Below are 26692 nucleotides of genomic sequence, written 5' to 3'. Positions count from 1 at the left end.
AGCGGGGAACGGAAGGCTCCGAGGTGTAACCCAACACCAGAATCGAGACCACTGCCAACCATCCATGATTAGGGAAACCGAATGTCCGGCTTGAACCATCGTAATAATGAAGTAGCGAAATAGGTTGATACGCTGCGCTCAAAAGAGTAAGGGGAAAAGTAGGATAATCTCGTCAATACCTACACAGACCTTTAAAAGTACCCCGGTGGAGAGGACAAATCTAAAGATGGAATGCCCATATAAACGGAACGTTTTAAATCCTCTTAGACTCTGATTATCTGGTCGAGATATCAGTAGGGATAAGTGTAACCGCAAGTCTTAGAGGATGTGAGATGTGACCAGAAGCCAACGCCCTGCTGTAATAGTAGGGATAGTGCGATACGTTTAGGAGTCAAATAAGGCTGCAATGCCTGAAATAACCTCCTAGTGGGACTTTCCCCCCTTGGTTAAATATAAGGGACTCGTCCCCTGACCATCCCATAACTGTTTATATGTCCCAACGTTTGGTATAAAAATATACAAAGTGCGACACGTTCAGGCATGAAATAGGGTTGAAATACCTGAAATAACCGCCTGGTGGGGACTTCAACCCCTTGGTTGAATATAAGGAGATCTCTCCTGACCATCCTCATAACTGTTTATATGTCCCAACATTCGGTATAGAAATATACCAAATAAGGCAGGGAACCCAAGGTCAAAACGAACTAATTCATACAAATTCCTTATAGGAAGCCCAGAAATGGATAAGTAAAGTTAGGAAATCAGGGTAACGGCGATAGCCACCCCCAGTTTTGGGAATCATAACCCCAGGATTGAAGCGGGGAACGGAAGGCATGAAGTAGAACCTACTACCAAATGTGACCACTGCCAACCATCCATGATTAGGGAAACCGAATGTCCGGCTTGAACCATCGTCATTATTGAGCAGCGAAACAGGTTGACACGCTGCGCCTAAAAAGGGCAAGGGGAAAAGTAGGGTAATTTTGTCATCACCTACACAGACCTTTAAAAGTACCCCGGTGGAGAGGACAAATCTAAAGATGGAATGCCCATATAAACGGAACGTTTGAACCCCTCTTAGGCTCTGATAATCTGGTCGAGAGAGTCAGTAGTGAAAGTGTAAGCGCAAGCCCATTAGGGGGTGAGATGTGACCAGAAGCCAATGCCCGACTGTAATGGTAGGGATATGCTAACAGGTCACGGTTTGATTGTAAGAATAGAATCTAGTAGGAGTCAATATGACGAAATCGAGAGAAAGTAAGGGATTTGGAAAACCAAAACTTACAAAGACGTGCGTTTGTATGGAGAAGTATTAACTGGGCTAAGGTTCAGCGATACGTCTTTAAGCTCCAAAAGAGGATATTTCAAGCAGCTAAATCGGGACAGGACGCAAAGGTTAGAAGGTTGCAACGTCTATTGGTGAAATCATATTATGCCCGGCTCTTAGCAGTGCGGCGAGTGACCCAAGCGGGTCAAGGCAAGAAGACAGCCGGCGTTGATGGAGTAATAGTAATCTCTCCAAGACAAAGGCTAGAACTGGTCAAGAACATTAAAGGAAACCTCAAAGCAAAACCACTGCGAAGGGTTTGGATTCCAAAACCTGGTCGGGATGAAAAACGCCCACTAGGCATACCCACAATCCAAGATAGAGCAAGGCAAGCCTTGGTTAAGTCGGCACTTGAGCCCGAATGGGAATCAAGATTTGAGGGCACTAGCTATGGGTTCCGTCCCGGACGGTCAGCCCAAGATGCAATAAACAGAATTTATACTGCCATAAATCAAGGACAGTACTATGTTCTTGACGCAGATATAGCAAAATGCTTTGACCGAATAAACCATGATTACCTACTGTCAAAAATTCATTGTCCAAGCAACCTAAAAAGAGACCTGAAACAATTGCTCAAAGCGGGTGTATTGGATAACGGTGTATTTGAGGATACAGAAGCAGGGACACCCCAGGGAGGGGTAATAAGTCCAATACTCGCCAACATCGCACTGTTGGGAATGGTTAGGTTAATAGAAAAAAGGTATCCTAAAGTAAAAGGGGTTAAAGTTAAAGCCACCTTAATAAGATATGCCGATGATTTTGTAGTGATATCACCATCACTAGAAATTATTGAACAGTGCAAGACTGCTATTTCTGAATGGCTAAACCCTGTAGGATTAGAGATTAAACCCGAAAAGACCCGAATATGTCACACACTCAAGCCTATTGAGTACAATGACAAAATTGAAGAACCGGGGTTTGACTTTCTAGGATTCAATATCAGGCAATATCCCGTAGGAAAGTATAAATCTGGGAAAACAGGTGGGGGAGCAAGCCGATTAATCGGACATAAAACCCACATAAAACCCAGCAACAAAGCAGTTAAAGCCCATACAGAAGCGATAAAAGGTGTAATAGAACAACATAAAAGAGCACCTCAATCAGCCCTGATACATAGACTAAATCCAATTATTCGGGGATGGTCAAATTATTACTCAGCGGTAGTCTCAGCAGAGACCTTCACTAAACTAGACTACATAGTTTGGCAAATGCTACGGGCATGGACAGTATCAAGATGCGGAAAGGCAAGTCACGATAAACTGAGGAAATACTTTAAACCGGGAACGGTCAAACTCAGTAACGGGAAAGAATGGCATGAAACTTGGTTATTCAAAACCGAGGATGGAATAACACTATGGAAACACAGTTACACTCCGATTATCAGACATACCCTAGTGCGCCCCGAAGCAACACCATACGAAGGAAATTGGACTTACTGGGCAACCAGGAAAGGACAAGCAATCGATACACCAACTAGGGTAGCAAAACTACTCAAGAAACAAAAAGGTAGATGTAACTGGTGTGGGCAATACTTTTTCCCATCAGATTTAATTGAGATAGACCACATTGTACCTAGAAGCCATGGCGGAAAGGATGAATACAAGAATCTTCAACTATTACATCGCCACACCCGCGATGATAAGACAGCTCTTGATGAAGAGATGATGCTGTACTCTTAACAAAAGAGACAACCGGACTAGGAGCCGTATGAGGTGAAAGTCTCAAGTACGGTTTTGAATGGGAGGGGATGGAGGTGACTCCATTCTCGACCCCTAATCAAGGCAGGGAACCCAAGGTCAAAACGAACTAACTCATACAATTCCTTATAGGAAGCCCAGAAATGGATAAGTAAAGTTAGGGAGTTAGGGTAACGGCGATAGCCACCCCCAGTTTTAGGAATCACACCCCGTCAGATTGAAGCGGGGAACGGAAGGCTCCAAGGTGTAACCTAACACCAGAAACGAGACCACTGCCAACCATCCATGATTAGGGAAACCGAATGTCCGGCATGAACCACCGTCAATATTAGGTAGCGAAATAGGTTGACACGCTGCGTTCAAAAGAACAAGGGGAAAAGTGGGGTTTTCTCTACAACACCTACACAGACTTTTAAAAGTACCCCGGTGGAGAGGACAAATCTAAAGATGGAATGCCCATATAAACAGAACGTTTTAAGTCCTCCTGGACTCTGAGAGTATGGTCGATACCTCAGTAGGGATAAGTGTAACCGCAAGTCCTAGAGGATGTGAGATGTGACCAGAAGCCAACGCCCTGCTGTAATGGTAGGGATATGCTAACAGATCACGGTTTGATTGTAAGGAATAGAGTCTAGTAGGTGTACAAATGGCGATAGCGAGTTTAAAGAGAGGATTTGGCAAACCCAGACCAATCAAGACTACGAACAACGCATGGAAGGCAATCCCATGGACTAAGGTTCAACGGAAAGTATTCAAGCTCCAAAAGAGTATATTCCAAGCAGCTAAATCGGGACAAGACGCAAAGGCACGAAGGTTGCAACGTCTATTGGTGAAGTCATATTATGCCCGACTCTTAGCAGTGCGGCTGTAGGGGCGGGTTCCACGGTCAGCCATGCTTCCCAACAGTCAGCTTAATAAACCCGCCCCCCAGGCGGGTCAAGGCAAGAAGACAGCCGGTGTTGATGGAGTAAGAGCAATCTCTCCAAGACAAAGGTTCGAGCTTGTTAAGAACATTAAGGGAAATCTCAAAGCAAAACCACTGCGACGGGTGTGGATTCCAAAACCTGGTAGGGATGAAAAAAGCTGGAATAGGAATTCCCACAATCCAAGATAGAGCGAGGCAAGCCTTGGTTAAGTCGGTTCTCGAACCTGAATGGGAATCGAGATTTGAAAACACAAGCTATGGGTTCCGACCCGGACGGTCAGCCCAAGATGCAATAGCCAGGATTTACCAGAGTATCAACAAAGGTGAATATTTCGTGCTAGATGCAGATATAGCGTGCGAGACGTTTAGGAGTGAAATAGGGCTGCAATGCCTGAAATAACCTCCTAGTGGGACTTCCACCCCTTGGTGGAATATAAGGGATTCGCACCCCTGACCATCCCATAACTATCTATGTGTCTCAACATCTGGCTTCGACAACCAGATAAGGCAGAGAGACTCAAGGTCAAGACTGAGCGAAAAAAAAGAGGGAAGTTGTGAACCCCTTGAGTATAACGTAAGGTTGAGAGTAACGGCGGTAGCCACCCCCAATTTGAGGATTCACACTCAACGGGTTGAAGCGGGGAACGGAAGGCGTAATAGAGGAACCTACCTCTCACTCGAGCACTGCCAACCATCCATGATTAGGGAAACCGAATGTCCGGCTTGAACCATTGTAATGCGTCAGTAGCGAAATAGGTTGATACGCTGCGCTCAAAAGGGCGAGGGAAAAAAAGTAGGAGGCTGCTATAACTACCTACACAGACCTTTAAAAGTACCCCGGTGGATAGGACAAATCTAAAGATGGAATGCCCGCATAGATGGAACGTTTAAACCCCTCATTGGCTCTCAAGTGGCGGGATGTACCCGTGGAGTAGTGAAAAGTGTAAGCGTATGCCTTTAAGGGGAAAGGATGTGATTGAAAGCTAATGCCTAACTGTAATGGTTAGGATATGCCCACTAATCACGGTGTGGATATAGAGACCGCGATAAGTAAGAGTTTAATGGCAGCGAGTTGAAAGACTAACGCAAGCATATAGCTTTGAAAGTTGAGGTCATAAAGCAGGGGGTTGTAACCCTGTTCCCAGTGACAAAAGGGGTATCTACATCAGGAGCCGTGTGCTGGGAAACTCGCGAGCACGGTTTGGAATGGGAGGGGTAGGCTGTGAAGTTTATCTCGACCCCTAACAAAATGCTCTTACCGTGAACCATGATTACCTACTGTCCAAAATTCATTGTCTAAGCCGCCTAAAAAGAGACCTGAAACAATGGCTCAAAGCGGGAGTGCTAGATAACGGTGTATTCGAGGATACAGAAGCAGGGACACCTCAAGGAGGGGTAATAAGTCCAATACTCGCTAACATCGCACTGTTGGGGATGATTAGGTTAATTGAAAAACTGTACCCTAAGAAAACAGACAATCGCCCGTATGCGAATGTCATAAGATACGCCGATGATTTTGTGGTCATCTCAAAAGACCTAGGAATCATTGAACAGTGCCAAACTGCAATCACCGAATGGCTTAAACCTGTAGGCTTATAAATAAAACCTGAAAAAACTCGAATCTGTCACACGCTCAAACCTATTGAGTATGATGATAAAACAGAGAAACCAGGGTTCGACTTTCTAGGATTCAATATCAGGCAATATCCAGTAGGAAAATATAAATCTGGAAAAACAGGGGGAAGAGGAAGCCGATTAATCGGTCACAAAACCCATATTAAACCCAGTAAAAAAGCAGTTAAAGCCCATACAGAAGTGATTAAAGGTGTAATAGAACAACATAAAACAGCACCTCAGTCAGCCCTGATTAGCAGACTAAACCCGATTATCCGAGGATGGTTAAACTATTATTCAGCGGTAGTCTCAACCGAGACATTCAACAAACTAGACAACATAGTTTGGCAAATGATACGGGCATGGACAGTGTCAAGATGCGGAAAGGCAAGCCATGAAAAGCTAAGGAATTACTTCAGAAATGGAACAGTTAAACTTAGCAATGGGAAAGAAAGACATGAAACTTGGTTGTTCCAAACCAAAGATGGGTTACATCTATACAAACACAACTGGACTCCAATTGTCAGACATACCCTAGTGCGCCCTGACGCAACACCATACGATGGAAATTGGACTTACTGGGCAACCAGGAAAGGTCAAGCAATCGACACGCCAAATAGAGTTGCCAAACTACTCAAGAAACCAAAAGGTAGATGTACCTGGTGTGGGCAATTCTTTACCCCGTCAGACTTGATTGAAGTAGACCATATTGTACCTAGAAGCCAAGGCGGAAAGGATGAATACAAGAATCTTCAATTATTACATCGCCATTGTCACGATGATAAAACAGCTCTTGATGAAGAGATGTTGCTGTACTCTTAACAAGGAGACGGTCAAACTAGGAGCCGTATGAGGTGAAAGTCTCATGTACGGTTCTGCTGCTGAATGGGAGGGGTAGACCGTGAGGTCTATCTCGACCCCTAATCAAAACTTTGAGCTGGGCTGGACTCCTGGGGTTGAGTTGTGGATTATTGGCTTGTGGGCAGTTGACAACTGGGCAGACTACTGAGCAGACTATAAGACCATCTTCCGAGTCTTTTCTACCCCAAAACGCTGCGATCGCCTCATCTCCCGTTACTTTATCCAGCCCCTCTGGGTTGGCATCGAGGCACTACAACGCCGAGGCAATTTATACAGAATTTGAGCGTTTGACCCGGCGAGCCTGTCAAAAACAGGAAAAAATTGTCGGGAATTTGCGTTATCAGATCTGCACCATGACTGACTCCCAGGGCTTGATTCAAGTTGTTTATGCCTCTTCATCTCTGGCTAGTGAGGGTGATGGTGCCGGATATTGGCTCAATGAGAACGCAGATATCTATGCAATTCGCTACTTCCACTCTGATGAGGTTTTTGTGCTACTCCCAGAAGCTCGCCAGACCATTGTATAGTTAGTTGGAAACCGACAGATCAACGTGACTACAGATAAAGCCCGTTGGCATCAGCTAGAACTCGATGCGAGAGAGCAGATCATGGAAATTTCTGCACAGTTTGACCTCAATAATTTCACAGTCAGCAATCAGCCAACTTCAGACCGCCAAGAAATACAGCGCATTGCCCTTATGTTTTTGGAACCGGGAGCCTTAGCAGCAGGGTTGCCTACCCCAACCATTGAAAAAATGGCGATCAACATGACTACAGATAAAGCCCGTTGGCATCAGCTAGAACTCGGTGCGAGAGAGCAGATCATGGAAATTTCTGCACAGTTTGACCTCAATAATTTCACAGTCAGCAATCAGCCAACTTCAGACCGCCAAGAAATACAGCGCATTGCCCTTATGTTTTTGGAACCGGGAGCCTTAGCAGCAGGGTTGCCTACCCCAACCATTGAAAAAATGGCGATCGCTGATGACACGGCTTTACTTACTTGGCAGCAAGGGGAAACAGCGGGGATGATGTTGCTCCGAAAAGAACAGGGGCAATGGGGAGTTTTGACCTATGGCGGCGGTGCAATTGACGCAACAACTCTATCTGAGTATAATGTTCCCCAGACCACAGGTGAAGCCCTGCTCAAGCAGTTAAACCTCAACTAAATTTATGCAGATTATTGGCGGGGGCGATCGCTACTCTTGTCCGGTAGGTTAGTCAAATTTAGCCAGGGTTTATCATGTAAACTAGGGGGTATTTTCTGACTGGATAACTCAAGATTTATCAAGGCACTATTTGGTTGTTTTGTCAATAGGTAATTCCTAGTAATTTATGCCTGACTCCCACCAGAATGCGATGAAAAATTCAACCCCAACTCCTGCAGATGCTCTAATCGCCGCCCTCCATGAACCGGGACGGGAAAACCTCCTTGATTTAGTCCAAAATCCCTTGTGTTTGACGATGCTATGCATGATTTGGGATGGGTCGTTGCCGGACACTCAGGCGGAGTTATATCAGCGTTACCTGCGAAAAATTTATGAGTGGAATCAGAATTTAAATGACTTGGAAAAGTATGCGGAAGTTGGTGGCACGAATACCACGAAATTAAAGCAGAATTTGAATCGGCAATTGGGGGGAACTGGCAAAGGCTGCGCTGAATTTGCCCCGGCAGCGATTTCGGTTATCACAGGCTTTGGTGGAAGAGCATCTAGGGGAGGAATCAGATCAGACTTCGTGGGCTTATTTGGTGTTGCGGTTGGGTTGGTTAAATCGGGTGGGCAGAGATGGACGCGGCGATAGTATTTTTGCCTTTTATCATGCGACGTTTCAGGAGTATTTTGCAGCGTTGGCGGTGGAGGATTGGGATTATTTTCTGCCTCGGAATCATGTTGATTCTCCGGTGGCGGGGAGGCGGTATCGGATTTTTGAGAAGCAGTGGAAGCAGGTGATTTTGTGTTGGTTGGGGCGTAAGGATATTCAGGCTCAGAAGAAGGAGGATTTGATTCGGGCGTTGGTTGAGTTTGAGGATGGGGTCAGAGATTTTTATGAATATAAAACATATTTGCTGGCTGCTGCTGAAATTAATCAATTTAAGGCTTGTTCTCTGGCTACCGATATTGTGCGGCAGGTGGTGAAGTGGGGGTTTGGTTATTTAAATACTGAAAAACAGGAATGGCAAACCTTTTTAGAACCCATCGAAGAAGCGGCGAGAGAGGTGATACCACAAACCATTAGACCCTTGGCGATGTCCGCACTGATTGAACTTATTGAGAATTGCCCAGAAAAGGACAGTCGGATGCAGGCAGCAGAGAGTTTAGGGAAAATCGACCCAGGAAATCCCGATGCGATCGCTGTATTGGTCGAAATTATCCGCACCACTGAGGATAAATATACCCGTTATCAGGCAGCAGAGAGTTTAGGGAAAATCGGACAGGTAAATCCCGATGCGATCGCTGTATTGGTCGAAATTATCCGCACCACTGAGGATAAATATACCCGTTATCAGGCAGCAGAGAGTTTAGGGAAAATCGGACAGGTAAATCCCGATGCGATCGCTGTATTGGTCGAAATTATCCGCACCACTGAGGATAAATATACCCGTTATCAGGCAGCAGAGAGTTTAGGGAAAATCGGACAGGTAAATCCCGATGCGATCGCTGGGTTGCTTGAAATTATCCGCACCACTGAGGATCAAGATACCCGTGGTCTGGTGGCATATAGTTTAGGGGAAATCGGACAAGGAAATCCTGATGCGATCGCTGGGTTGCTTGAAATTATCCGCACCACTGAGGATCAAGATACCCGTGGTCTGGTGGCATATAGTTTAGGGGAAATCGGACAAGGAAATCCTGATGCGATCGCTGGGTTGCTTGAAATTATCCGCACGACTGAGGATGAAAAGACCCGTAGGGAGGCAGTAGAGAGTTTAGGGAAAATCGGACAGGGAAATCCTGATGCGATCGCTGGGTTGCTTGAAATTATCCGCACGACTGAGGATGAAAAGACCCGTAGGGAGGCAGTAGAGAGTTTAGGGAAAATCGGACAGGGAAATCCTGATGCGATCGCTGTATTGGTCGAAATTATCCGCACCACTGAGGATAAATATACCCGTTATCAGGCAGCAGAGAGTTTAGGGAAAATCGGACAGGGAAATCCTGATGCGATCGCTGGGTTGCTTGAAATTATCCGCACCACTGAGGATCAAGATACCCGTGGTCTGGTGGCATATAGTTTAGGGGAAATCGACCCGGGAAACCCTGATGCGATCGCTGGGTTGCTTGAAATTATCCGCACCACTGAGGATCAAGATACCCGTGGTCTGGTGGCATATAGTTTAGGGGAAATCGACCCGGGAAACCCTGATGCGATCGCTGGGTTGCTTGAAATTATCCGCACGACTGAGGATGAAAAGACCCGTAGGGAGGCAGTAGAGAGTTTAGGGAAAATCGGACAGGGAAATCCTGATGCGATCGCTGGGTTGCTTGAAATTATCCGCACCACTGAGGATCAAGATACCCGTGGTCTGGTGGCATATAGTTTAGGGGAAATCGACCCGGGAAACCCTGATGCGATCGCTGGGTTGCTTGAAATTATCCGCACCACTGAGGATCAAGATACCCGTGGTCTGGTGGCATATAGTTTAGGGGAAATCGGACAAGGAAATCCTGATGCGATCGCTGGGTTGCTTGAAATTATCCGCACCACTGAGGATCAAGATACCCGTGGTCTGGTGGCATATAGTTTAGGGGAAATCGGACAAGGAAATCCTGATGCGATCGCTGGGTTGCTTGAAATTATCCGCACCACTGAGGATCAAGATACCCGTGGTCTGGTGGCATATAGTTTAGGGGAAATCGGACAAGGAAATCCTGATGCGATCGCTGGGTTGCTTGAAATTATCCGCACGACTGAGGATGAAAAGACCCGTAGGGAGGCAGTAGAGAGTTTAGGGAAAATCGGACAGGGAAATCCTGATGCGATCGCTGGGTTGCTTGAAATTATCCGCACCACTGAGGATCAAGATACCCGTGGTCTGGTGGCATATAGTTTAGGGGAAATCGACCCGGGAAACCCTGATGCGATCGCTGGGTTGCTTGAAATTATCCGCACCACTGAGGATCAAGATACCCGTGGTCTGGTGGCATATAGTTTAGGGGAAATCGGACAAGGAAATCCTGATGCGATCGCTGGGTTGCTCGAAATTATCCGCACTACTGAGGATGAAGATACCCGTAGGCTGGCAGCATGGAGTGTAGGGAAAATCCTCACCACACCGGAAGAATATGCAGGAGTCGTCTCCGCCTTAAAAGACTGCCTCAGCGATGAAGTTTACGAAAACAACTTTGACCTATTCAAGGCATCCTACAAACTCATCTGCAACTGTGCCGAAAACCTCCCCTATCCCGAATTTTATCAACCCTGGCACAATCTCCCCACCACCCCTCATCCCTAAGTGGAAGACAACACCCCCTTTATTCAACAGTGTAACCTCGCCCTTCTCCCCCAAATCCTCAACCAAGCCATCCAAACCCACCCCCTCAACTGCCAACCCATTTGCATCGATCGCAGCCGCTTCAGCGACCCCAGCAACCCCGCCTTGCCAATCTACACCACCTTGAAAAAAGCCGGTTGTCCCGCCAGTCCCGACGGTAAACCCGGTACCATTGCCGAATTACAAGCCTACTGCGAGGATGACCTCAGCGACCATCCAATTGCCCTCATCCTCTACGAAGAACCCACCGACCCACCCCCCCAAGGCTTTGATATCGCGGTACTCAATAAACTCGCCCGCTTTAGCCATCCCCCCATGGCGGTGGTTGTCCCCCAACCCCTCCCGGAGTGCCGATTACCGCAATTCCTAGAAAGCGACCCCGATTTGATTGCCCATCTCCTCCAGTGGTTGCAAAACTTGGCACGATGAACCGGTGAAATTAGCAGTAAATTCAATCCCTGATCATCGGACATGGCTCTGCTATAACCCGGTTGCGGGAAACTGGGCTATAATTGCTGTTGTTGGTGACACCAAAAGGCGATGGCAGCCACCCCTAAGCTACTACCATATTGATGACGCTTAGGTGTTCGGTTGTAGGGTATTTTTGCCCAGGGAAATCACTAATTGAATTAGGCGAGATATATAGGTGGGTTTAGCGATCGCCCAACAGGAACTCACCCAGCAACGTTACCCTGAACTACGAGAAGCCCAACTCGACCAATTCCTCACCCCCCAAGAATACCAACTCACCCAACAAGGCAACCTCACCGATACAGAATGGGGTGATATCTTCATCCGCCTCAACATGGCAGCCTGTAAAAGGAGAAACGTCACCCAGCAGGAGGAGTTTTTTCGGGATGTTTCCCATAGTATTGATTCTGGTTTTGCGGAAGTCTGTGAACGGTTGGGGGTAATGGAAACCACCATCAGCGACTTGTTACAAACCCTAGAGGAACGCCTAGAGGGGTTGCGCCAAGAAGTGACGGAATTTCGTCAAGAGGTGGGGCAGGGGTTGGAGTGGCTGCACAATCAACCGAGGGGGCGATCGTTCTCTAAACAGGAGTATCGCGCGCGTCAAAATATCTTAACTCAGATGCGATCGACAAAGTTGTTTTTAAAACCATAAGCTCCTACCATTAAACCTAGCCATCAAACTACTCACCAAAACCATGCTAAAAGAAGTTGATATAGATGTTTGGGTTGCAGAATAGACCTTCCGATATTTGGGACTCAGTGTCGGAACAGGATGACGGTTATTCGATTGGCTAATCGAGAACTCGCGGTAATTTCTCCAATTCAATCTAGCGACAGACTTGTCAGCCAGCTAGGTCAACTGGGAGTTGTCAAGTATATTATTGCCCCTAACCTTTATCATTATTTATTTGCAGCTAATTTCAAATCTATTTATCCCCAGGCAACCTTTGGGGCTGCCCCTGGTTTAACCATTAAAAAACCCGATTGACCGATTGACCAGACCATCAGGGGCGATCGAGGTGAGTTATTACCTGGATTATACTTTGTCTTATTCGATGGTTTAAGAGTTTGGGGCTTAACGGGAATTGATTCACTTAATGAATGTGTGTTTTTCATTCTGCAAGTCGCACTCTGATTTTGACAGATACAGAATTGCACTTTGATGAAACATTTCCAATTATGACACAATTTTAAGCTAGACTGCTGGGAGTATATAAACAATTAAGTCTATCACTCATGGAAAGGATAGCCACCAATTAAAAAGAGCGATTTAGACAATCGTTTTAACAAGTAATGTTATGGGATTTCGAGCGATTTATTATGGCTCATGGAAGTATAATTTAGCGAGATAGCACAGAAAAATTAAAGAAAGGGTATGAATCTTTTTGGCGTTGAAGCTAGTGTTTACCTTATCCTATATTCCACCAATATAAAACCTGATTTTTACTCCCTAAATAAATGCACCGATAGCCTCGTGCAACAACACTTCGCCAACCTAGAAATCCAGAAAGACTAAAACTGACTCTAAGAAACCGGGTTTCTGTCAGGCTTTCTATATCCTAACAAAGATAGTAATAGAAACCCGGTTTCTGGCAACTTGGCTATAATAGTCGTAACCCCCTAGTATCAACCCATATCCCCATCCTTAATATGACATTCATCACCGATACTCCGGTAACTTGGCAATACCTAGACATTGATGCTCAAAATCAGGCAACTATTGCCAATAGTCGCGTTTCAGTTGCCCAACTGATTCAAGAAAAACACGCCCACGGCTGGAGTCCAGAAGAACTGCACTTTCAACACCCAGAAATTTCCCTCGCTGCCATTTATTCTGCCCTCAGTTATTACTACACCTATCAACACCAAATTGATGCTCAAATTGCTCAAGAACAAGAAAACATCCAGAACCTGCAAGCTGATTTAATTACAATGAGAGTCGGTCATAATACTGCCGATTTTCAACAAAGGCTTCAGCAAAAATGGCAGCAGCAGCAAGGATGAAAATGGCAATCTATTACTATTTCGAGGCTCCACTCCATCGAGCGATTAAGATTGGTTTAAAACTGACATTGGTTGAGGTTATGACCGCTCAAGAAGACAATAATAATAGTGCTATTTATGAAATAATTTTGAGTCTGTGCAACTAAAGCGTCCTCTTGTAACCACGGATCATGATTTTCTAGTGTTAGATAAAAATTGCGTCAATCAAGGTAAAGCGTTTACCGGAATTTTCTTTTTAAGTCCTCAAGTGTCGATGGGTTATGCGATCGAATAGTTAGAGGTTTACGCCAAAATGGGAGAATTAGAAGATTTCGCCAATCAAGTAATTTTTATTGGATGTTGAACTGCCGCCGCTTTATCCATGAGAGGAAAAGCCATGAACTAATGAACTTTGTTGTTGGCATCAAAAATACAGACTATGCAGCTTCCCTAGAAGTTCGCAAGATTTATCCAGTCTTACCCGACTCAAAAGCGAATAGTCATCAAATGCTGCGGATAATTGATGAATCAGGGGAAGATTACCTCTATCCTAACGCATATTTTATGCCTATTGAACTCTCTGCCTCTCTCCAACAAGTTCTGGAAATGTCTTAGGTTGAGTGGAATCAAAGAAACCGGGTTGCTGTCAGGGTTTCTGTATCCTAACCGAGATATCCATAGAAACCCGGTTTCTCAGCATTTAGCTATAATAGGATGAGTTAGGGTAAATTCGGTAGAATTAGATATCAAGCACAAATCAGAACGCCTCATGAATATAGAACTAGACCCAGAAACAGAAGCCCGTTTAGTGGAAATTTTAGCCAGGGAAAAAACGACCAGGGATGAATTGATTAAACGCTTGGTTCAAGAATGCTGGTTGAGTTTACAACCACGGCAAACTATTGTCGAAAGGTTGGGCGGACATCCTGAACATCTGTTAGAAAATGCGCCGCCTGATTGATCAGAACGGGCCAATCGAAAAAAGGCGATCGCTGTGCCTATCTAAATGGCGCGTTAGCTGCTTAATCAGGGTAAGAGTATATTTTTGCCCTGAGTAATTATACTCATCTCCTCATTGAGATGCACCCGCTAAAAAAGCCATAGAAGGCTCTATGAAAGGTAAAGATTTTCAGGATTTTATTGAACAGGACTTGGTTCCGAGACTGAATCCAGGGGATGTCGTAGTTATGGATAACCTTAATATCCATAAAATGGAGGGCATTGAAGAAATGATCACTGCTACGGGAGCCAGAGTAGAATATTTACCACCCTACTCACCAGATTTCAATCCTATTGAAATGTTGCGGTCAACGGTTAAGTCAGTGGTCAGAATGTTTCCAACACGAGCAATGGAAGCACTAGAACAGTTAATTAAACTGGCTCTAATGCTGATGAGAAAAAATACGTTTAAGAAATGGTTTACTAAATGCGGTTACTGTACTAATTAAATATCGAACAAGCTGTATCCAGCAAGGAGTTCAGCAAGGTATCCAACAAGGAGTTCAACAAGGCATCCAGCAAGGTATCCAACAAGGACAGCGATCGCTCCTTGAAAGTATGTTACAAGTTAAATTTGGTGCGGTGGATGCAGAATTAGCTGAGATTATCGAGGGGTTAATTCAAGTGCCCCCCTTGGAGCAAGCACAGTTGATTTGGCAGTTATCGCGGGAGGAGCTTTTGGCTCGGTTTTCCGGTGACTTGTGAACCTGGTGGGGGTGTTCAAAGAGTCGCGGGGTGGGGTACAATTAAGGTGCGGTGGCGCGAGGCTTCACTGAACTGACAGCACCGAACCCAGACTCATGGAGGCAAAATGATGTCGAGTTGGCGTGAGAGATGGCAAAACATAAGGCAGAGGCTCAACACCCCTTTATTCACCTCCCAGCCTCCCAGAACCTCTAACCCGACCGTTGAGGCGATATCCCCTGAGTATTTAGCGATTTGGTTAGAAATTCTGAAAGCCAAAAAAAGGGGATTAAGTAGGAAAAAAGTTCATCGCATTTTCCAAAAATACCAAGACCAACTGGACCTCGATTTTGCTGAAACCATCACCCAATGGTTTCACTCCCAAATAGACCGTAATAAGATTAGAAAAAATCAATACTTAGCCAGGATTTTTTATGATTTTGCTCTTGATATTCGGCAATTCCAATTAGGCAGTCGAGCTAATAATCTAGAAATTGCCGTTGCAGCCTACCGAGCCGCCTTGTCAGTCTACACCCGCGATGCCTTTCCCGAAGACTGGGCTCTGACCCAAATGAATCTGGGGTTTACCTACAAAAACCGCATCCGGGGAGAGCGGAAACAGAACCTAGAAGAGGCAATTTCCTGCTACCGAGCCGCCCTGGAAGTCTACACCTGCAACGCCTTTCCCGAATACTGGGCGATGACCCAAATTTCTCTGGGGGAAGCCTACCGTGACCGCATCCAGGGAAAACGGGTACAGAACGTAGAAGACGCTATTTCCTGCTTCCAAGCCGCCTTGTCAGTCCACACCCGCGATGCCTTTCCGGAATACTGGGCGATGACCCAAATTTCTCTGGGGTTAGCCTACAGGCACAGTATCAAAGGAGAGCAGGCACAGAACCTAGAAGAGGCGATTTCCTGCTACCAATCCGCCTTGTCAGTCTACACCCGCGATGCCTTTCCCGAATACTGGGCTCAGACCCAAAGTTGCCTGGGGTTAGCCTACTCAGACCGCATCCGAGGAGAGCTCGCACAGAACCTAGAAGAGGCGATTTCCTGCTACCAATCCGCCTTGGAAGTCTACACCCGCGATGCTTTTCCCGAAAAGTGGGCTCTGACCCAAAATAATCTGGGGTTTGCCTACGGGGAACGCATTCGGGGAGAGCGAACACAGAACCTAGAAGAGGCGATTTCCTGCTACCAATCCGCCTTGGAAGTCCGCACCCGCGATGCCTTTCCCGAAAAGTGGGCTCTGACCCAAATTTGTCTGGGGTTTGCCTATGAAACCTGCATCAAAGGAGAGCGGGCACAGAATCTAGAAGAGGCGATTTCCTGCTACCAATCCGCCTTGTCAGTCTACACCCGCGATGCCTTTCCGGAATACTGGGCTCTAACCCAAATTTGTCTGGGGTTTGCCTACTCAGACCGCATCCGCGCAGAACGGGCACAAAACCTAGAAGATGCTATTTCCTGCTCCCGAGCCGCTTTGGAAGTCTATACTCCCTCATCCTTCCCCCTAAACTGCCTCAAGACCGGACGCCACCTCGGCAACCTCGGCTACACCCTCCAAAACTGGGAAATCGCCATCGAAGGCTACGACAACGCCATCCGCGCCGTGGAACAGAGCCGGGACTGGGCCACCTCCCCGGACACGAAACGGAAAATCCTGGAAGATGCCCTGCCCATCTATGGCAAAATGATACAAGCCTGCCTCCACCTGGAACGCTACGACCAAGCCCTCCTCACCGTCGAGCGCAGCAAGTCCCGCACCCTGATGGAAATGCTCACCAGCGCCGACCTGGTTCCCAAAAACGCCACCCCCCAACAACAGGAACAATACCGCCAACTCAACCGGGAAATCGCCGCCCTACAACAATCCTTCGCAGCACCGGAGAACGCCGCAGACGGGGAGTCGGGGACAGGGGGAGCGGGGGAAACCGGGAACCGGGGAAACCGGGAGATAGCCACACCCACCGAGGCACCGGGAACCCCTCTCCTGCAACGCCTGCTGCAACAACGGGACAGCCTCCTGGCGCAAATCAACGACCCCGACTTCAACGCCTTCGCGAAGGTGCAAGTCCAACTGCCGGACTTTCGCCAACTCCTCACCCCGGAAACCGCTCTCATCGAATGGTATCTGCCCCAAGACCCCGACCTGGGAGCCTGGGCGTTCACCGTCACCCTCGACCAAGACCGCCCCCACATCCGCGCCCACAGCTACAGCGCCGACCAACGCCAAACCCTCGACCAATTCAACCAAACCTACTTCGCCGACTACCGCCAACCCAGTTGGTACAAGGCCCTAGACCGTCGCCTGGAGGACCTGGCGGAACATCTCCACCTGTCCAGTCTGATCGCCGCCCTCCCCCAGACCTGTCAACGGCTGATTCTGATTCCCCATCTCTACCTGCACCTGTTCCCCCTCCACGCCTTATCCGTTGAACTCAACGCCCCCGCCACGCCGTTACTGGAGCGCTTTAGCCAAGGGGTCAGCTACGCCCCCAGTTGCCAAATTCTCGACTACATCCACCACCGCCCCCAACCCGCCACCCCACCCCAATTCTTCGCGGTGCAGAACCCCACCCAAGACCTCAGCTATGCCCAAATGGAGGTGGAGTTCATCCGCCCCTACTTCGACCCCAACTGCTATATCCTCACCCAGCAAGCGGCGACGAAATCCGCCCTCAATCGCCGGGAAACTCTGGAGAAACTGCGCCAGAGTCATGTCATTCATTTTGCCTGTCACGGGGGCTTTGATAGCGAAAATCCCCTCAATTCCGCTGTGATTTTGGCAGGGGATACACCCCTCGAATCTGCTCCCAGGGAGGAAAAACGCCAGACCCTCACCCTCCGGGATGGTCGCCGCTTCGACACCGCACAGCAAGGCTTAACCCTGGGGGAAATTTATCGCAATCTGGAAATTCCCGCCTGTCGTCTGGTGATGCTTTCGGCTTGTGAGACGGGACTAATGGGGAGTTTATTGACCGATGAATATATTGGGTTAGCCAGTGGGTTTTTGTATGCGGGAACTCCGGCAGTGGTGAGTAGTTTATGGTGTGTGGATGATTTTGCCACGGCTTGTTTGGCGATTCGTTTCTATTATGAATTCCGCCAAGATGAGCGGGTGGTGATGGCATTACATAAGGCGCAAAATTGGCTCAGAGGGGTTTCGGCGGCGGGGTTTTTAGAGTGGTGTGGTCAGGGTTTGCAGATGACGGAGGAGGAATGTGAGATAATTGAGTTTAAGTTAATGGATTATGATGAGGATTGTCCCTTTGGCGATCGCCGTTATTGGTCCGCTTTTGTGGCGATCGGTTTGTAGTGGATAATGCCCTCTCCCCAGCCCTCTCCCAGAGGGAGAGGGAGCAAGAGTTGAAGGGAGTTGTTATGTGTTCTCGTCCCGTTACACGCCATCTCTTGCCCGGGCTGGAGCCTTACTGGGAATAGCCAACTAATCAGGGACAAATCTTGACATAATTTAACGCTTTTAACAATCAAATTATGCTATAAATAAGCAAGAGCTATTTGCCGTTAGTTAATCTCTGAAAAATTGAGGAAGCTATGAGTGGCAATTGCAAGAAGCAAACATCGGGCAAATTATGCGGTCATTCTATCCCTAGCAATATGGGTAGTCAAAATCAACCCACTCTTGCTGATTGGGTGAATGATTATCTCGCTCATTTCGGAACTTGTTATCAAGCTCAAACCCAATGGTGGGGCGATCGCACCCTGACTTGGGATGCAGCCTTGGAACGAGCTTGGCTTTCTCTACGTGCCAATGGAAAAATGCACCCCCATCAGTGCCAACCCTCTCGTAAATTAGCAGAAGGATTAAACGTATCTCGCCAAGATGGTAAGCAAGCACAGCAGTTTAAAACCTTTGCAGAACTTCATCACTGGATAGAGTCGGTGACTGCTCGCGTTAAAGGATTAGGAGAAATCACAGCTTACGATGTGGCTCAACGCTTGGGAATGTGGCTAAATTTAGCTCCAGATTTAGTGTATCTTCATGGAGGGACGGCTGAAGGTGCAGCCGTTTTTAACATTACCGGACAAACCGCATTTTTAAGTGCTTTCCCTCCAGAAATCCAAAAAATTGGAGCTACTCACGCAGAAAACTTTTTGTGTATTTATAAAGATAACCTCAAGTCGTTATCTAAATAACTCAGTTTCAAAGGTTAAATTTGGGAGACAGTTGAAAAGATTATGGCTGCAAAAAATCGAAAAACACCAGGTAGTCGGTTTGTCAAGGGAAGTTATGCACTTCCGCGTTTCGTCACTTCAAAAGAAGATTATGATTCGATAGAAACCCTTGCCATTTTGAGGATGGATGAGGATGATAAAATCCACTATTACGGCATCGATGAAGAAACTGGCGAAGAATATGAAATATTATCCGATGACGCTTGGGCAGACTTCCATAATTTACTCATGCAAGGCGCGATGAGTCATGACATTATTCCTGCCTGTACTGAACAGTTAGAAGCCGATGGTTGGAAAGAAAGTGAATGTGACTTTGAAATTTTTAATCGCCTCGTCTTGGATATGTGTATAGAGTATGAAGATGATTTTCAGTATAGCTGTGATTTAGCCGAGGAACTCGAACGGCTACCGAAAACCCATGATGATTGGTTTATTGAGTTGCTCGATTTATGGCAACAGAGTAAAACTTTTATGTATGTAAATTTAGCCCAAAATGAGGAAAATACCGAATTTTATCCGAATTTGCGTAATTTGGGTGACCGAGAGTTATGTTTTTCCTATAATGATGAATATATCATCAATTATCTGAACGATGTGAAACGCGGGATTGAAAAATTAAAGAATAAAAGCAAAAAGCAGCAACAACAAACCCAAGATGGTTGGCAACAATCAATGAGCTATCTGATTGGGTTAACTCCTTATCGACAAACTAATCAACTTTTGAGGGATGGTTTAGTTGAATTAAAAAGCCTCTATCCAGAAGTCATGTCTAAAATCCTGACAGGAATAGTGGAGTATTTCAAAAATATGCCTTGTTCTTATAACCTTGAAATTGAATACCGCGATTCCGTCCTCGACTTCATCCACCCCATTAATCAATCTGCTGATTAGTTTAAAAACTAATCAATGGCGGGTGAATTCGGGCTTTTAACCGTTTATAATATATGGAATTAAGATAATATCGCCGAAGCTATAACTGGTCATAGTGGGAGAGGGAGTAAGACAGTAGGTTGGGTGAAGCGCAGCGTAACCCAACACCCAACACCCAACAATCCCAACAATAAGGAATCATGCTCGGCCCTCTCCCCAGCCCTCTCCCTGTGGGAGAGGGAGTAAGACAGACAGTAGGTTGGGTGAAGCGCAGCGTAACCCAACACCCAACACCCAACAATAAGGAATCATGCTCGGCCCTCTCCCCAGCCCTCTCCCTGTGGGAGAGGGAGTAAGACAGTAGGTTGGGTGAAGCGCAGCGTAACCCAACACCCAACACCCAACACCCAACAGTGAAAAACCGGGTTTCCTTGTTAAAATTGGTTAATACCGCCCAAATGCTGCTACAGACTCGGTATGTTCACATTCGGAGATAATACCATGAGCGATCGCATTTCCAACTCAGATTTATTACAAACTATCGAAGACTTCCTCACCTATCTCGAACAATGTCAAACCTACCCCCAAAATAACCCCAAACTGTCGGAACATCTACAAGTATTAGAAGACCAATTAACCGCCGCCGAAGATAAAACCTTGAAACTGGCGAAAATCATTAAATCATGGTGTAACGAGTATCAGATTACCTTCAACCCAGAAGAGTTGATAATAGTTCGCGCCCACATGAAACAACAAGGGCAGACAATCCCCAAACCAGCAGAAGGAGAACGACCGGAAACGGTCTATAATAAGGCCTTACTGGTGGCTAGAGTGCAACAGGCAAAACAAGCACACTCCTAATCTGTTTACCTAATCTTTAGCAACCATAAATATGAGCGATAAAATAGCCCCAATTTACGCCCCTAGTTTGTATTGGTTCGCCTATGAATATCATCGCGGCTTAGTGACCTCAAATGATGATACCCCCGCCCAAACCTTAGACCACATTAACCCCCAATGGGTACGGAAAAAATATAGCAGTATTCTTAACAAGTTCGAGGTAGACTTAGAGTTAGATATTCGCTCCGATGAACCTTCCCAAAATTTTGATTTGCTGGTCGGTGCTGATGATGAAAGAGCTACAGTTGACTTTAGCACTAAACAGGATTTAGAAGGGTTTATTTATCCTCAATGTCTCCATGATAGTTATGCCCTAAATCTGAATATTTACCAACCCGAAACCCCCGGACAAGATGAATATAAGCTGGCGGATTTAGCTCAATTCAACCCGGGGAATTGCTTTAAACCGTCACCGGATTCGGCTTCTAATTTAGGGCAAACTCTGTTATTAAGTGCCTATTTAAACACCAATAAACCGGATAATATTCGCGACTTAGAACCTCTGGCTAGACAAGGCTGGATTAAGTTTTTTCACCTGGAAAATGGGGAGAAATTACCGCCTCTCTATCGCGCTTATAATCTGCTGGGTGGATATCTGTATGAGTACGGGAGTCCGAGGGCGGATTTAGAGGAAAATCCCTACGGTCATTTATTGACTTGGTTTCTATTTGAAGAACAGCCAACTTTAATCCTGCAAAAGTGTTATTGGGAATTGCCGGAGTTACTACTATATTATCACAAAATCTGTAAAAGTTTTCAAGATAGTCGGATTTATTACGATCGCGCCGATCGCATTGTGGCAGAAAATGAAACCCAATTAAATCAGTTACATCAAAACTATCTAAACCGGGAAAAAACGGCAACCCTGTCCGCCGCCGAATTGGCAACTTTGAAAATCTCCTTAAAAACGCTGCTGGCGACTTCCCTCAACTATTCTCAACAACTGCGAAATATGGAATATGCGCGCAATACGATCGCCATCAATCGCCAAAACTATCAAACCAGTTTAGAACGCATGGAACAACTGGCAGAAACCCCCATGGAAGGTTGGCGGTTATTTTACGAAAAGGAAGCCATAACTTTTCAAGAACAAATCCGCGCTGATTTAAACTACTTTTATCCCGGTTCCAACCTCCTCAATCAAGCAATTGCCACGATTCGCGGTTTAGTGGAAGTTGACCAAGCGGAACGCGATCGCCACATTCAAGAAAAGCAGCAGAAACTCCAGGATCACATTCAGGCGGTGGGGGTAGGAATTGCTGGGGGTGCGATCGTTGCCTCCAGTAGCGGATTGTTATTTGAACCCCAACGGATGACGTTTCCGTGGGAAGCAGAATTTGGCAGATATCCCCATCCGTTTTTGAGTGCGTTCGCGCAGCGTGTCCGGAGGACGTATCGCCATCAGTAGTCTAGTGGCTTATTTAGCCTTCAAAGCTGCCAAATATTGGATTGAAAAAGGGCGATCGCGCTAAGGGCGATCGTAGGGGTATCTCTCCCGGATTCAAGAAATCCTCGGCTGTCGAGGTGGGGAGGGTCAGGAATTACGGATTTCCTCGGAGTGAGTTATGGGAAGATTTCTATGATGTGTTAGTGGCTCATACTCGTGAGGATGAGGAAGAGGTGCCTTGGGAGGAGTTAAAACAAGACATTCAGGCAGAAGCAAAGGGCAAATGAAGGGTATGCTGTCCGGTTTAAGAAGTCGGCGGCTAAGGAATCGCTCGATATCAATCTCTAGTTACCCATTGGGGAGGCGATCGCCTGAGTTTCGCCCCCCGTCCGCCCGGAGTGGTAACGTTGAAGGGGGACGATAATCTCTAGGGAATTGGTAAATCATTTCCAGTGAAGCGATCGCTAGAGGTCTTCAGCAACCGGGTTTCTCGGTGGCGGGGGTGGGGTAAAATTCGGCTGAGGTGGCGCGGTCCAACGCGGTTTCTGGGTTGGGGGGGCAAGGAAACCCGGTTTTTGGATTGGGAGGATGGAGTAAAATGAGGGTACTATCCTGAAATGCACTATGCTAACCACAGAAACTGAAATCTTGGCTATTCTCCGCAATCTACCTCAACCTGCTCTGGAAGAAGCGAAAATATTCTTAGACTTTTTAGCTTGGCGGTATCAAAACACCTCCCCCCAAGGAGCAACTTTAATCGCCAGTCTGCGGGGAAAAGCTACAGGGGACTTGACCACTGATGAGATTCTGAATTTAACCCGGGGTGAGGAATGACGGATTTTTTGGTGGATAGTAATGTGATTCTCGATGTATTAACTGAAGATCTCCATTGGTTTGACTGGTCAGCAGCGCAACTGGCTGATTGTGCCCAAACCGGAACACTGCATATCAACCCGATTATTTATGCAGAAGTATCCATTGGTTTTCGAGATGTAACGGAAGTGGAATCGGTCTTATCTTCTCGTTTTTTTCAGAGAGATGGATTACCTTATGAGGCGGCATTTTTAGCGGGTCAAGCCTTTTTGCAATATCGTCGTAGGGGTGGGGTGAGGCGATCGCCTTTACCGGATTTCTATACTGGTGCTCATGGGTTTGTGTGCCGATACAGTCTGCTCACTCGTGATGCGACCCGTTACCAAACCTATTTCCCTGAGCTTATCCTCATCAGTCCCTAAGTTAAAGACTGGGTTGAGGAAGCGAGAAAACTAGCAAAGGGAGAGAAACCGGGTTTTTGGGAGGGTTTAGGGGAGAAATGAGGGGATGAGTGCAACCCGGTTTCTTGGGTTTTGGACTGGCGGGGGTGGGGTAAAATCGGGATGGTGTAACCTATCCGGTGTGTGGCGATGGATGAACCCAGAGTGCAGGTGTATCTACACCTGATTCAAGAACGCCTCAACGTTCAGGGCAGGGACTAAAATACTAGGGTGTGCAGGGATAGTCAGTTGTCAGTAGAAACTGATACTCTAGACTTGCCCACCAACACTTGACTGGAGGTGGATGTCTGGTATGCGTGTTTACCTAGACACAAGCGTTTTAAATCGTCCCTTTGACGATCAATCACAGGTCAAAATCTTTTTAGAAACCCAGGCGTTTCTTCTAATTCTCACCCTGATTGAAAGTCAGCAAATTGCTCTGGTCAGTTCCAGTGTTCTAGACTATGAAAATAGTCGCAACTCTCGTCTTGAGCGTGCCAATGCTGTCAATCTCTGGCTGAGTTTGTCCAAGATATATCAGAAACTGACACCTAAGATCCGCCTTCGAGCAAAAGCACTGGAAGAGATGGGTGTTAAGTCTTTAGATGCTTTACACATTGCCAGCGCGGAAGCGTCTGGGAGTGATTATTTTCTCACCTGCGATAAACGTCTGATTAATCGCTGCCAAGGACTAGATTTACCCGTTATGAATCCTACCTATTTTATCACGGAGGTTGATTATGAAGGTTGATTTACCGACGGAACAACAAGTTATCAAAGAGGGGCTAAAAATCCTATCCGCTCACATGGCTCCTGTCAAGTTTGCGAGATTTGTTGTGGCTTGTCAACTGGGGGAAGGGGATTATTTGTTGAGTAAAGATGAGATATTTGCGGATGAAACAGTGGATAGTTTATATGAGAAGGTTCGGGCTTTTGAGCAGGGAAAAACTTGAGGTAGTGTTTACAAAAAAGAATCGCTCGATATCAATCTCTAGTTACCCATTGGGGAGGCGATCGCCTGAGTTTCGCCCCCCGTCCGCCCGGAGTGGTAACGTTGAAGGGGGACGATAATCTCTAGGGAATTGGTAAGTCATTTCCAGTGAAGCGATCGCTAGAGGTCTTCAGCAACCGGGTTTCTCGGTGGCGGGGGTGGGGTAAAATCCCGATGGTATCCCCTACCCGGTGTGTGGCGATGGATGAACCCAGAGTGCAGGCTTATCTCTCCCTGATTCAAGAATTCTTCGGCTATCCTAATGAAGAAAATACCTACTCATCGAACTCCCTAAAGATTATAAGTTTAATTTTTTAATGAAACAGCCCTACTTTGGTGGGAGTGGTATTCGATAAACTACCAAAGTATTTCTACTTCATACTGCTCAAACCTACCATCTTCTGATACTAAGGTTAAAGTTTCAGATTTGGCTTGGGAAATTAATAATCGGTCAAACGGATCTCGATGATGGAAAGGTAACGTTTGTAATATCAATAAGTGCGGCAGATGAATGGGTAGAATTTCAATATCGCTGGGAAGAATAAAATTGATAACAATTTGTTCGAGTGGGATTGCCAGTTCGAGTTTACCGAGGCTAGTTTTAATGGTTATTTCCCAGAGGCTAACAATACTTAGATGCAACGTGTTACTTTCATCTTCGATGGCTTGCCTTGCGGTTTGGCTAAGTTTTGGGTTGCCGTCTATCAGCCAAATAAAGATGTGTGTATCTAACAATAAGCGCATCACATATACTCAGCAAAATCATTGAGGGGTGCGTTAAAGTCTTCGGCAATCTTGATTTTGCCCTGCATACAACCAAATAAATTTTTACGGCTGATTTTTTTGTCTACAAATAGGTTAGGCTGTTGTTGCCACTGGGTAATTAAGTAGGAGACGAGTTGCAACTGCTCTTGGCGATCGAGTTGGGTGACTTCTGCTAAGACTTTTTCTAGGAGGGGACTCATCATTGACCTCAATTGTGGGGTTATGTTGATTGTACTATTTAGGGAGAAGCGGGGGATGAGAGGCCGGGGGGCTGTAGCGGTGAAAGGCGATTTCTTGGCTAGTGGGGGGAAAGAAACCGGGTTTCAGGGATGCTGTAGTGGGAAATCGGTTGGTGCAAGAAACCCGGTTTCAGGATTGAGGGCGGAAACCGGGTTTTTGGGAGGGTTTAGGGGGGAAATGAGGGGATGAGCGCAACCCGGTTTCTTGGCTAGTGGGGGGAAAGAAACCGGGTTTCAGGGGTGCTGTAGTGGGAAATGGGTCGGTGCAAGAAACCCGGTTTCAGGATTGAGGGCGGAAACCGGGTTTTTGGGAGAGTTTGGGGGGAAATGAGGGGATGAGTGCAATCCGATTTCTGGGTTGGGGGGTTAAAATGGGGGGGATGTCTTTGCTGATGGTGTGGCGATGGATGAAAGGCTTGTACAGGCTTATCCCTCCCTGATTCAAGAACTGCTGACCTGTACCAGTGGGGAAGAGCCGCAAATCCTTAACCGTCACCTGGAGTTGCTGGATGAGAGTTTTGTACAGGCGTGGGAGTTGGTGGTAGCTAATGTTAGGGGGTTGGATGGTTGCGGTATATTTAGATGTGTGTTGTCTCAATCGCCCTTTTGATGACTGGGCGCAGGAACGGGTTCGGCTAGAGGGAGACTCAGTTTTAGCTATTCTGGAACGAGTTCGCACGGGAGAATGGCAACTCATTTCGAGTGAAGCGATCGCTGTGGAACTGGAAAAAATGCGAAATCTGGAGAAAAAAACGAGCATCCTTAGTCTTTTGGCGTTAGCAACCCAGATGCAAGACATTAATCCGACGGTGGAGGAACGTTCACAACAATTAGAAGGATTTGGGTTTGGGCTGTTCGATTCTTTTCATCTGGCTTGTGCTGAAGCGGCTGGGGCAGATATTTTTCTTTCTACTGATGATCGCCTTCTTAAAACGGCTCGCAGGTACGCATCTCAATTAAAGGTTCCTGTTAGCAATCCGGTGGTTTGGTTGATTCAGGTTTTCCAGGAGTAATAATCAGGAGTT

General features: G+C 46.5%; 30 protein-coding genes and 3 pseudogenes. 30 read left to right on the top strand and 3 right to left on the bottom strand.

Annotated features, from left to right (window positions below; all coding sequences use genetic code 11):
* Nucleotides 1-1238: 1238 nt before the first annotated feature.
* From ltrA to N39L_RS19840, 7 genes and pseudogenes are all read left to right on the top strand, one after another.
* Nucleotides 1239-3006, top strand: a pseudogene (gene ltrA / locus N39L_RS19870) (group II intron reverse transcriptase/maturase).
* Nucleotides 3007-3670: 664 nt separating this feature from the next.
* Nucleotides 3671-3895 carry a reverse transcriptase N-terminal domain-containing protein gene (locus N39L_RS19865; protein ID WP_014276141.1) on the top strand — a complete coding sequence of 75 codons (225 nt, stop codon included), beginning with the start codon at nt 3671-3673 and terminating at the stop codon, nt 3893-3895.
* Nucleotides 3896-3916: 21 nt separating this feature from the next.
* A complete protein-coding gene (locus N39L_RS19860; RefSeq protein ID WP_014276140.1) occupies nt 3917-4138 on the top strand; it encodes a hypothetical protein in 222 nt (73 codons plus the stop codon).
* Nucleotides 4098-4349 carry a reverse transcriptase domain-containing protein gene (locus N39L_RS19855; protein WP_014274778.1) on the top strand — a complete coding sequence of 84 codons (252 nt, stop codon included), beginning with the start codon at nt 4098-4100 and terminating at the stop codon, nt 4347-4349. Before N39L_RS19860 ends, N39L_RS19855 begins: the two co-directional genes overlap by 41 nt.
* 860 nt (nt 4350-5209) lie before the next feature.
* Nucleotides 5210-6385 (top strand): annotated as a pseudogene (locus N39L_RS19850) (group II intron reverse transcriptase); the annotation flags it as partial.
* Between the two features lie 110 nt (nt 6386-6495).
* The gene (locus N39L_RS19845; protein WP_014276138.1) at nt 6496-6951 is read left to right on the top strand and encodes a hypothetical protein; all 456 of its coding nucleotides are present in this window, start codon (nt 6496-6498) and stop codon (nt 6949-6951) included.
* 24 nt (nt 6952-6975) lie between these two features.
* Entirely contained in the window at nt 6976-7593 is a 618-nt protein-coding gene (locus N39L_RS19840) for a hypothetical protein (RefSeq protein WP_231851964.1), read from the top strand.
* 11 nt (nt 7594-7604) lie between these two features.
* Here N39L_RS19840 and N39L_RS19835 read toward each other — a convergent pair whose 3' ends face one another.
* Entirely contained in the window at nt 7605-7739 is a 135-nt protein-coding gene (locus N39L_RS19835; RefSeq protein WP_286131391.1) for a hypothetical protein, read from the bottom strand.
* Nucleotides 7740-7759: 20 nt separating this feature from the next.
* Between N39L_RS19835 and N39L_RS19830 the strand changes: the two genes are divergently transcribed.
* From N39L_RS19830 to N39L_RS19730, 21 genes and pseudogenes are all read left to right on the top strand, one after another.
* A complete protein-coding gene (locus tag N39L_RS19830; protein ID WP_043468439.1) occupies nt 7760-8227 on the top strand; it encodes a hypothetical protein in 468 nt (155 codons plus the stop codon).
* On the top strand, nt 8202-10880 hold the full coding sequence (locus N39L_RS19825; RefSeq protein ID WP_014276135.1) for a HEAT repeat domain-containing protein: 2679 nt from the start codon (nt 8202-8204) through the stop codon (nt 10878-10880). Before N39L_RS19830 ends, N39L_RS19825 begins: the two co-directional genes overlap by 26 nt.
* The gene (locus N39L_RS19820; RefSeq protein ID WP_014276134.1) at nt 10881-11348 is read left to right on the top strand and encodes an NACHT C-terminal alpha/beta 1 domain-containing protein; all 468 of its coding nucleotides are present in this window, start codon (nt 10881-10883) and stop codon (nt 11346-11348) included.
* Nucleotides 11349-11565: 217 nt separating this feature from the next.
* Nucleotides 11566-12045 carry a hypothetical protein gene (locus N39L_RS19815; RefSeq protein WP_014276133.1) on the top strand — a complete coding sequence of 160 codons (480 nt, stop codon included), beginning with the start codon at nt 11566-11568 and terminating at the stop codon, nt 12043-12045.
* Between the two features lie 69 nt (nt 12046-12114).
* Nucleotides 12115-12381, top strand: a complete 267-nt coding sequence (locus tag N39L_RS19810; protein ID WP_286131390.1) for a DUF4336 domain-containing protein — start codon at nt 12115-12117, stop codon at nt 12379-12381.
* Nucleotides 12382-13043: 662 nt separating this feature from the next.
* Nucleotides 13044-13397 carry a DUF433 domain-containing protein gene (locus N39L_RS19805; RefSeq protein ID WP_014276132.1) on the top strand — a complete coding sequence of 118 codons (354 nt, stop codon included), beginning with the start codon at nt 13044-13046 and terminating at the stop codon, nt 13395-13397.
* Between the two features lie 384 nt (nt 13398-13781).
* Nucleotides 13782-13991 carry a hypothetical protein gene (locus N39L_RS19800; protein WP_006615891.1) on the top strand — a complete coding sequence of 70 codons (210 nt, stop codon included), beginning with the start codon at nt 13782-13784 and terminating at the stop codon, nt 13989-13991.
* Between the two features lie 154 nt (nt 13992-14145).
* Nucleotides 14146-14337, top strand: coding sequence for a hypothetical protein (locus tag N39L_RS19795; protein ID WP_014276130.1), 192 nt, complete (start codon nt 14146-14148; stop codon nt 14335-14337).
* A gap of 151 nt (nt 14338-14488) precedes the next feature.
* On the top strand, nt 14489-14824 hold the full coding sequence (locus N39L_RS19790) for a transposase (protein WP_014276129.1): 336 nt from the start codon (nt 14489-14491) through the stop codon (nt 14822-14824).
* 16 nt (nt 14825-14840) lie between these two features.
* Nucleotides 14841-15080, top strand: a pseudogene (locus N39L_RS19785) (hypothetical protein); the annotation flags it as partial.
* 106 nt (nt 15081-15186) lie between these two features.
* Complete coding sequence (locus N39L_RS19780) at nt 15187-18381, top strand: CHAT domain-containing protein (RefSeq protein ID WP_014276128.1); 3195 nt, start codon at nt 15187-15189, stop codon at nt 18379-18381.
* A gap of 239 nt (nt 18382-18620) precedes the next feature.
* Entirely contained in the window at nt 18621-19223 is a 603-nt protein-coding gene (locus tag N39L_RS19775) for a hypothetical protein (RefSeq protein ID WP_231851962.1), read from the top strand.
* Between the two features lie 42 nt (nt 19224-19265).
* Nucleotides 19266-20153, top strand: a complete 888-nt coding sequence (locus N39L_RS19770; RefSeq protein ID WP_006616209.1) for a hypothetical protein — start codon at nt 19266-19268, stop codon at nt 20151-20153.
* Nucleotides 20154-20609: 456 nt separating this feature from the next.
* Complete coding sequence (locus N39L_RS19765; RefSeq protein WP_014276127.1) at nt 20610-20993, top strand: hypothetical protein; 384 nt, start codon at nt 20610-20612, stop codon at nt 20991-20993.
* Nucleotides 20994-21024: 31 nt separating this feature from the next.
* Complete coding sequence (locus N39L_RS19760; RefSeq protein ID WP_014276126.1) at nt 21025-22440, top strand: hypothetical protein; 1416 nt, start codon at nt 21025-21027, stop codon at nt 22438-22440.
* Nucleotides 22441-22481: 41 nt separating this feature from the next.
* Nucleotides 22482-22706 (top strand): hypothetical protein, encoded by a 225-nt coding sequence (locus N39L_RS19755; protein ID WP_014276125.1) that lies wholly within the window; start codon nt 22482-22484, stop codon nt 22704-22706.
* Between the two features lie 337 nt (nt 22707-23043).
* Nucleotides 23044-23253: a hypothetical protein gene (locus N39L_RS19750; protein WP_006616203.1), complete on the top strand. Its 210-nt coding sequence runs from the start codon at nt 23044-23046 to the stop codon at nt 23251-23253.
* Nucleotides 23250-23654: a type II toxin-antitoxin system VapC family toxin gene (locus N39L_RS19745; RefSeq protein WP_006616204.1), complete on the top strand. Its 405-nt coding sequence runs from the start codon at nt 23250-23252 to the stop codon at nt 23652-23654. Before N39L_RS19750 ends, N39L_RS19745 begins: the two co-directional genes overlap by 4 nt.
* 322 nt (nt 23655-23976) lie before the next feature.
* Nucleotides 23977-24423, top strand: coding sequence for a PIN domain-containing protein (locus tag N39L_RS19740; protein ID WP_006616205.1), 447 nt, complete (start codon nt 23977-23979; stop codon nt 24421-24423).
* Nucleotides 24413-24625 carry a hypothetical protein gene (locus N39L_RS19735; protein ID WP_006616206.1) on the top strand — a complete coding sequence of 71 codons (213 nt, stop codon included), beginning with the start codon at nt 24413-24415 and terminating at the stop codon, nt 24623-24625. The genes N39L_RS19740 and N39L_RS19735 overlap by 11 nt, the downstream gene beginning before the upstream one ends.
* A 212-nt stretch (nt 24626-24837) precedes the next feature.
* Nucleotides 24838-24981 (top strand): hypothetical protein, encoded by a 144-nt coding sequence (locus tag N39L_RS19730; protein WP_162097040.1) that lies wholly within the window; start codon nt 24838-24840, stop codon nt 24979-24981.
* Nucleotides 24982-25020: 39 nt separating this feature from the next.
* On the opposite strand, the gene N39L_RS19725 is transcribed toward N39L_RS19730, so the two are convergent.
* Entirely contained in the window at nt 25021-25407 is a 387-nt protein-coding gene (locus N39L_RS19725; protein ID WP_014276122.1) for a type II toxin-antitoxin system VapC family toxin, read from the bottom strand.
* The gene (locus tag N39L_RS19720) at nt 25407-25628 is read right to left on the bottom strand and encodes a DUF2281 domain-containing protein (RefSeq protein ID WP_006616269.1); all 222 of its coding nucleotides are present in this window, start codon (nt 25626-25628) and stop codon (nt 25407-25409) included. The genes N39L_RS19725 and N39L_RS19720 overlap by 1 nt, the downstream gene beginning before the upstream one ends.
* Nucleotides 25629-26070: 442 nt before the next feature.
* Between N39L_RS19720 and N39L_RS19715 the strand changes: the two genes are divergently transcribed.
* Entirely contained in the window at nt 26071-26277 is a 207-nt protein-coding gene (locus N39L_RS19715) for a hypothetical protein (RefSeq protein ID WP_006616072.1), read from the top strand.
* The gene (locus N39L_RS19710; RefSeq protein WP_014276119.1) at nt 26231-26680 is read left to right on the top strand and encodes a PIN domain-containing protein; all 450 of its coding nucleotides are present in this window, start codon (nt 26231-26233) and stop codon (nt 26678-26680) included. Before N39L_RS19715 ends, N39L_RS19710 begins: the two co-directional genes overlap by 47 nt.
* Nucleotides 26681-26692: the final 12 nt, after the last annotated feature.

It is taken from the genome of Limnospira platensis NIES-39, assembly GCF_026000695.1.
Classification (GTDB): domain Bacteria; phylum Cyanobacteriota; class Cyanobacteriia; order Cyanobacteriales; family Microcoleaceae; genus Limnospira; species Limnospira platensis.
The sequence above is the reverse complement of the archived record's forward strand: the minus strand, read 5'-3'. Positions and strand labels throughout refer to the sequence as shown.

Excerpts from the sequence above, each read along its gene's own strand:
- N39L_RS19865 (WP_014276141.1), top strand. The coding sequence starts at position 3,671 with ATGGCGATAGCGAGTTTAAAGAGAGGATTTGGCAAACCCAGACCAATC.
- N39L_RS19860 (WP_014276140.1), top strand. The coding sequence starts at position 3,917 with ATGCTTCCCAACAGTCAGCTTAATAAACCCGCCCCCCAGGCGGGTCAA.
- N39L_RS19855 (WP_014274778.1), top strand. The coding sequence starts at position 4,098 with ATGAAAAAAGCTGGAATAGGAATTCCCACAATCCAAGATAGAGCGAGG.
- N39L_RS19830 (WP_043468439.1), top strand. The coding sequence starts at position 7,760 with ATGCCTGACTCCCACCAGAATGCGATGAAAAATTCAACCCCAACTCCT.
- N39L_RS19805 (WP_014276132.1), top strand. The coding sequence starts at position 13,044 with ATGACATTCATCACCGATACTCCGGTAACTTGGCAATACCTAGACATT.
- N39L_RS19800 (WP_006615891.1), top strand. The coding sequence starts at position 13,782 with ATGAACTTTGTTGTTGGCATCAAAAATACAGACTATGCAGCTTCCCTA.
- N39L_RS19795 (WP_014276130.1), top strand. The coding sequence starts at position 14,146 with ATGAATATAGAACTAGACCCAGAAACAGAAGCCCGTTTAGTGGAAATT.
- N39L_RS19790 (WP_014276129.1), top strand. The coding sequence starts at position 14,489 with ATGAAAGGTAAAGATTTTCAGGATTTTATTGAACAGGACTTGGTTCCG.
- N39L_RS19780 (WP_014276128.1), top strand. The coding sequence starts at position 15,187 with ATGATGTCGAGTTGGCGTGAGAGATGGCAAAACATAAGGCAGAGGCTC.
- N39L_RS19775 (WP_231851962.1), top strand. The coding sequence starts at position 18,621 with ATGAGTGGCAATTGCAAGAAGCAAACATCGGGCAAATTATGCGGTCAT.
- N39L_RS19770 (WP_006616209.1), top strand. The coding sequence starts at position 19,266 with ATGGCTGCAAAAAATCGAAAAACACCAGGTAGTCGGTTTGTCAAGGGA.
- N39L_RS19765 (WP_014276127.1), top strand. The coding sequence starts at position 20,610 with ATGTTCACATTCGGAGATAATACCATGAGCGATCGCATTTCCAACTCA.
- N39L_RS19760 (WP_014276126.1), top strand. The coding sequence starts at position 21,025 with ATGAGCGATAAAATAGCCCCAATTTACGCCCCTAGTTTGTATTGGTTC.
- N39L_RS19750 (WP_006616203.1), top strand. The coding sequence starts at position 23,044 with ATGCTAACCACAGAAACTGAAATCTTGGCTATTCTCCGCAATCTACCT.
- N39L_RS19745 (WP_006616204.1), top strand. The coding sequence starts at position 23,250 with ATGACGGATTTTTTGGTGGATAGTAATGTGATTCTCGATGTATTAACT.
- N39L_RS19740 (WP_006616205.1), top strand. The coding sequence starts at position 23,977 with ATGTCTGGTATGCGTGTTTACCTAGACACAAGCGTTTTAAATCGTCCC.
- N39L_RS19735 (WP_006616206.1), top strand. The coding sequence starts at position 24,413 with ATGAAGGTTGATTTACCGACGGAACAACAAGTTATCAAAGAGGGGCTA.
- N39L_RS19730 (WP_162097040.1), top strand. The coding sequence starts at position 24,838 with ATGGTATCCCCTACCCGGTGTGTGGCGATGGATGAACCCAGAGTGCAG.
- N39L_RS19725 (WP_014276122.1), bottom strand. The coding sequence starts at position 25,407 with ATGCGCTTATTGTTAGATACACACATCTTTATTTGGCTGATAGACGGC.
- N39L_RS19720 (WP_006616269.1), bottom strand. The coding sequence starts at position 25,628 with ATGAGTCCCCTCCTAGAAAAAGTCTTAGCAGAAGTCACCCAACTCGAT.
- N39L_RS19715 (WP_006616072.1), top strand. The coding sequence starts at position 26,071 with ATGGATGAAAGGCTTGTACAGGCTTATCCCTCCCTGATTCAAGAACTG.
- N39L_RS19710 (WP_014276119.1), top strand. The coding sequence starts at position 26,231 with ATGGTTGCGGTATATTTAGATGTGTGTTGTCTCAATCGCCCTTTTGAT.